This window comes from Thiohalomonas denitrificans (assembly GCF_016841685.1).
Classification (GTDB): domain Bacteria; phylum Pseudomonadota; class Gammaproteobacteria; order Thiohalomonadales; family Thiohalomonadaceae; genus Thiohalomonas; species Thiohalomonas denitrificans_A.
Map to the genome: position 1 here is coordinate 1 of NZ_JAENYR010000135.1, position 5,167 is coordinate 5,167.

At 62.0% G+C, this 5,167-nt stretch carries 4 protein-coding genes; all 4 read right to left on the bottom strand.

From position 1 onward, the window contains the following. Positions 1–58: 58 nt before the first annotated feature. Positions 59–1,423: a sigma-54-dependent transcriptional regulator gene (locus tag Q7L05_RS16855; protein ID WP_303909393.1), complete on the bottom strand. Its 1,365-nt coding sequence runs from the start codon at positions 1,421–1,423 to the stop codon at positions 59–61. A 293-nt stretch (positions 1,424–1,716) separates the two neighbouring features. After that, a complete protein-coding gene (locus tag Q7L05_RS16860) occupies positions 1,717–3,903 on the bottom strand; it encodes a sensor histidine kinase (protein WP_303909395.1) in 2,187 nt (728 codons plus the stop codon). Then, positions 3,885–4,445, bottom strand: a complete 561-nt coding sequence (locus tag Q7L05_RS16865) for a DUF4390 domain-containing protein (protein WP_303909397.1) — start codon at positions 4,443–4,445, stop codon at positions 3,885–3,887. The genes Q7L05_RS16860 and Q7L05_RS16865 overlap by 19 nt, the downstream gene beginning before the upstream one ends. A 1-nt stretch (position 4,446) precedes the next feature. Continuing rightward, a partial coding sequence (locus Q7L05_RS16870) for a methyltransferase domain-containing protein (RefSeq protein ID WP_303909399.1) occupies positions 4,447–5,167 on the bottom strand: 721 nt, incomplete at its 5' end.

Sequence of the window (5,167 nt, forward strand, 5' to 3'; positions counted from 1 at the left end):
CCACTCGCCACTCGCCACTCGCCACTCGCCACTCGCCACTCGCCACTCGCCACTCGCCCTATTCCACCTGCTTCGGGTCAATCCCCAGTGTCCGCAGCTTGCGATAGAGGTGGGTGCGTTCGACGCCGGCGTGCTGGGCGGTCTGGTTTACATTGCCGCCATATTCCCGCAGCAGGTGCTCGAAGTAGGTGCGTTCGAATTGCTCGCGTGCCTGACGAAGGGGTAGGTCGAAGGCGACCCCCACTGCCGGGGATGCGGCGTGTTTTGCGCTCCCGAGCGCGGCATCCACTTCATCGGCATCGACCTGACTGCTGTGACCCACGATGAGCAGACGCTGGACAAGGTTTTTCAGCTCCCGCACATTCCCGGGCCAGGCGTAATGGCGAAGCCGGTTCTGCGCCGAGACCGAAAAATCCCGGTAGGGCAGATTGTCCTGACTGACGAAATAGTCCACATAGAAATTCAGCAGTTCGGGGATATCCTCGGCGTGCTGCCGCAGGGATACGACTGTCAGCGGTACCACATTGAGCTGATAGTACAGATCATTGCGGAAGCGTCCCTCGGCGATTCGCTGCTCCAGATCATAGCGGGTGGCGGCGACGATGCGTACGTCGGTCTCAACCGGTTCGCTGCCGCCGATGCGTTGGTAGCGGCCCGTTTCCAGGGCTCCCAGTAGCCGGGCCTGTGTGGCGATATCCATATCGCCGATGTCATCAAGAAACAGTGTGCCGCCGCTGGCCTGCTCCAGAAGCCCGTACTGGACATGCCCCTCCTCTTCCCCGCCGAAGAGTTCGACCGCCGGATTGTCCCCCAGCAACGAGGCGACCCCGACATCGACGAAGGGGCCGCGCCGACGTGGGCTGGAGTCATGCAGGTAGCGGGCAAACAGGCTTTTGCCGGAACCCGGTTCACCGTTGATAAGCACCGCCGTATCGTGCTGGGCAATGCGGCGTACCTGATTGATGAGCCGGCGCATCGCCTCGCTCTTTCCGACCGGCTCGGTAACCGGCTGCGCCTGACGCTTGAGGCCGACGTTTTCCCGGTAGAGGTTGTAGGCTTCGAGCGCCCGCTGCACGGTCACCAGCAGCTTGGCGAGCGACAGCGGCTTTTCGATGAAGTCGTAGGCCCCCAGGCGGGTCGCCTCCACCGCGGTTTCCACCGTGCCGTGCCCGGACATCATGATGATCGGGGTGCTGCCATCCTCCTCCTCCTCTTTCCACTCCTTGAGCAGAGAGATACCGTCGATCCCCGGCATCCAGATGTCGAGCAGGACCAAATCGGGACGGCGGACGCGCCGAAGCCGGCGCGCCTCTTCGCCGGATTCGGCGGTCGCCACTTCATAGCCCTCGTCCTGGAGGATCTCCTGTAGCAGGGTACGAATGTCCGGTTCGTCGTCGACGACCAAAATATATGCCGAAGCCATTGCCATCCTGTTGTCAGTTTTTGAAAAAGCTAAGATTCATCGTACCACCAGGCACTTTGGCCTTATCACTCAACCAATGTGGCTGTCACGAAAACCGCGGCACCCTTCAGATTATTCACCGCAAAGGACGCAAAGCCCCTATTACCATGCATCTTGCATTATCGCCGCGGTTCTGACGTTTCCGTTGTTTTCGGTTATGTATGCCGATAAGCAATGGAATCCTTTGCGCTCTTGGCGTCTTTGCGGTGAGTTCGTGAATTTTCCGGGCCTGGGGTGCAATCCTGATGGATCGGTCAGGACGCAAGGGCGTCGGTCTGCCGAATCGGCAGGCGAATGCTCACGCTGACGCCCCGGGGTTGCGTGTTCTCCACGCTCAACATGCCCCCATGCTCCTCGATGATCTTCTGGACAATCGCCAGGCCCAATCCGGAACCTTTGGGTTTGGTGGTGACGTAGGGTTCAAAAAGCTTTCCCAGCAGTACTTCGGGAATCCCCGGGCCATCATCAGTAAGGTCTAGCTGTACGAAGCGGCAGCTGTCACTGCCCGGACAGGATGTACTCACTCTAATCGTGACGGGGTGCATCTCGCTGCCGGCCTCGATGGCGTTCTTGATGAGATTGTGGAGGACCTGACGCAGGCGTCCGGCGTCCGCTTCCACCGGGGGCAGCTCCCGGTCGAGATCGAGTTCGATGGCGGCGTACCCTCCCCGATAGAGCTCTACCACCTCGCTGACCACAGTGTTGAGGTTGAGGGGCTGAAAATCCATTTCCGGTGTATGGGCGTATTCGGAAAAGGAGCGCACCATGGTCTTCATCGCCTCTACCTGCTGGATGATGGTATGGGTGGCGCGGTCCAGGAGGTCTGCCTCATCGGCGGACATCTCCTTGAGGTACTTGCGGCGCAGGCGCTCTGCCGAAAGCTGGATGGGGGTGAGTGGATTTTTTATTTCGTGGGCGAGGCGCCGGGCCACCTCCGCCCAGGCGGCGTTTCGCTGCGCCTGGATGAGGGCAGTGACATCATCGAAGACGATGACGTGTCCACCCTGGATGTCACCGACGCCGGGCAGCGCCGAGCCCCGGCACATCAGTACCTGTCGTCCACCGCTGCCGAACAGCACGACTTCGCTGCGCCAGTCGCCGGCAGGCTCGTTCAACCGCGGCAGAAGCGACTCCACCAGCGATTCCAGTGCCGGGTGGCGCTCACGCAGCTCGACGAAGGGTCGCCCCAGCAACGGGGCCAACTCAACCCCCAGGATGTGTCCTGCTGTGGCGTTGGTGGTACGCAGTACCAGTTCCGTGTCGACCGTCAGCACCCCCGAGGAGAGGTGGCCGAGGACGGTCTCCAGGTAACTGCGCTGCTCTTCGGCGTGCTGTTGGCTTTTATGCGCCTCATCCCGAGCCAGCGCGATCTTCCGCGTCATCTCGTTGAAAGAGCGTACCAGGAAGCCGAGCTCATCGCGTCCGGGCAGCGGCAGTTTTTTATCGTAATCGCCAGCCGCCACCGCCCGGGTGCCTTCCACCAGGTCGGATATGGGAGCCACCAGTCGTCGCGCCGCGAAAAAGGCCGCCCATACCGCAGTCAACAGCGACAGCAACAGGACCAGCGACAGGGTCAGGATAAAACTGTACTTGAGTGGCTGGCGCAGAAAGGCCAATTCCCGGTAATCGGCAAACGCCGATTGCACCGAGTCGGCTAATTCACTGATCTGCCCGGGAACCGAAAACAAAGCGTGCAGAACCCGCTCTTCCCCGGCGGGATGACTCTTGGGCACGCGAACGGCGATGCGCACCTGCAGCCCGCCGCCCTCACTCACCGGCTCGAGGGCGGCAAAATCCTCTCCCTGGCGCAGCTGCAGCAGGATCGCTGAATTGGGAATGGAGGGGACCAGTTCCGCCGGTTCCGCGCTGCTGCTCGAGATGACCGTGCCGTCGAGCGTCAGCAGGGTCAACTCCAGCGCCTCGCTCCTGGAGCGGAGTTCGTATAGACGCAACGTCGTCTTGGGAGAGGGCAGAGAACCGACCGCTTCAGCCATTTGGCGGCTCTCCCGCAGCAGATTACGCACCCGGCCATCAAGGGCGGCACGGCCCATGTCCAGGGCGTCGCCCAGGGCCTGCTCGACGCGCACATCGAACCAGCTGTCGATGCCGCGATCGAGGAACTGGAGGGCGAAGTAGTAGACGACCGAAACCGGGGCAACTGCAAGGATGACGAACATCACCACCAGGCGGGCGGTCAGCCGGGAACCCGGCGCGCGCTGGCGGTACTGGACGACCAGTCGCCAAAGATGACGGAGAATCAGTCCGACCAGTAGTACCAGTGCGACGATGTTCACTGCCAGCAGCAGCGAGTAGAGCTTGCCAAAGGTGGCCGAATTCTGGGTGGCGCCACTCATCAGGTAGAGGGAGGTGAACAGCAACGCGAACATCAGCACTACCGGGCGCGGACCCGAGAAGAGGCGTTTCAGGGCGTTAGCGCGCATGCGTACCACTCACTCGATAGGCGCCACCCGGGTAACACGTAGGCAAGGGGCCGCAGCGGCAGAGGTAGGGCTTCGATATCGAGTCGAGACCTGAGTTGCACCTCGTAAGTGGCATCCGGCTCTATCAGATTGGCGTCCAGGAGCGGCAGGCTGCGGATATCTCCGACCGCATCCGCCGTCGAGGAAAGCGTCGGGTAGGCATAGAGTGCGCCGCTATTGAGATTGCTCAGGAGGTACTGGTCGGAAAGGGCGTGGTACTGGACCTCGAACCGCTGTTCCAGCGAGGCCACCTCGGAGTCATACCACCACCAGGGGCGCTTCTTTTCCACCTCTATATCCAGGACCAGTACCAGTGGGACGCCATTTTCCAGGGCATCCAGCGCCTTGGAGGAGAAGCGGTAGTCGACCTCCGCGTCGAGCAGGTAGACGCCACCCTCAAGTCGGGTCTTGGCGTCCTGAACGGCAAAGTCCTCCTTTGCAACTGCCACTGACAGTGGCAGTAGGGAGACCAGCAGTGCGGAGAGCCAGTGCTTCAACATCATTTCATCGTTTGCTCAGACGCGCGTAATAGAAGCCATCCATTCCGTTCTCGCCCGGCAGTATCTGGCGTCCTACCGCTGCCGCCCTTCCCCACTCGGCGCTAATCGGTTCTTCAACGGCATCATCACGCGACGCCAGAAAAGCGGCGAGCTGGCGATCGTTTTCATCGCGTAGCAGCGAACAGGTGGAGTAGACAAGCATACCGCCTGGACTCAACAGGGGCCACAATGCCTCCAGCAACCGCCGCTGCTCCTGCACCAGGGCGTCGATATCGCCGGGGCGGCGCAGCAGCTTGATATCCGGGTGCCGGCGAATCACTCCGGTACCCGAACAGGGGGCATCGAGGAGAATGCGATCGAACGGTTTCCCGTCCCACCAGGTTTCGGGGGCTCCAGCATCTCCCGCCGCAACCTCCGCGGAAAGCCCCAGGCGGTTGAGGTTTTCCCTGACCCGCTGCAACCGTCCGGCATCCCGATCCAGGGCGAATACCCGGGCTTCGGGTGCGAGCTCGAGCAGGTGCCCGGTCTTGCCGCCGGGGGCGGCGCAGGCATCGAGGATCCGTTCGCCCGCTGCCGGCGCGACGAGACCGGCGGCCAGTTGCGCGGCCTCGTCCTGGACCGATGCGCTTCCCGCTTCGAATCCCGGCAATCGCTCCACGCCGACCGGGTGTTCGAGGTGAATACCGCAGGACGCGAATTCGCTCGCTGTGGCGCCGATATCCGCC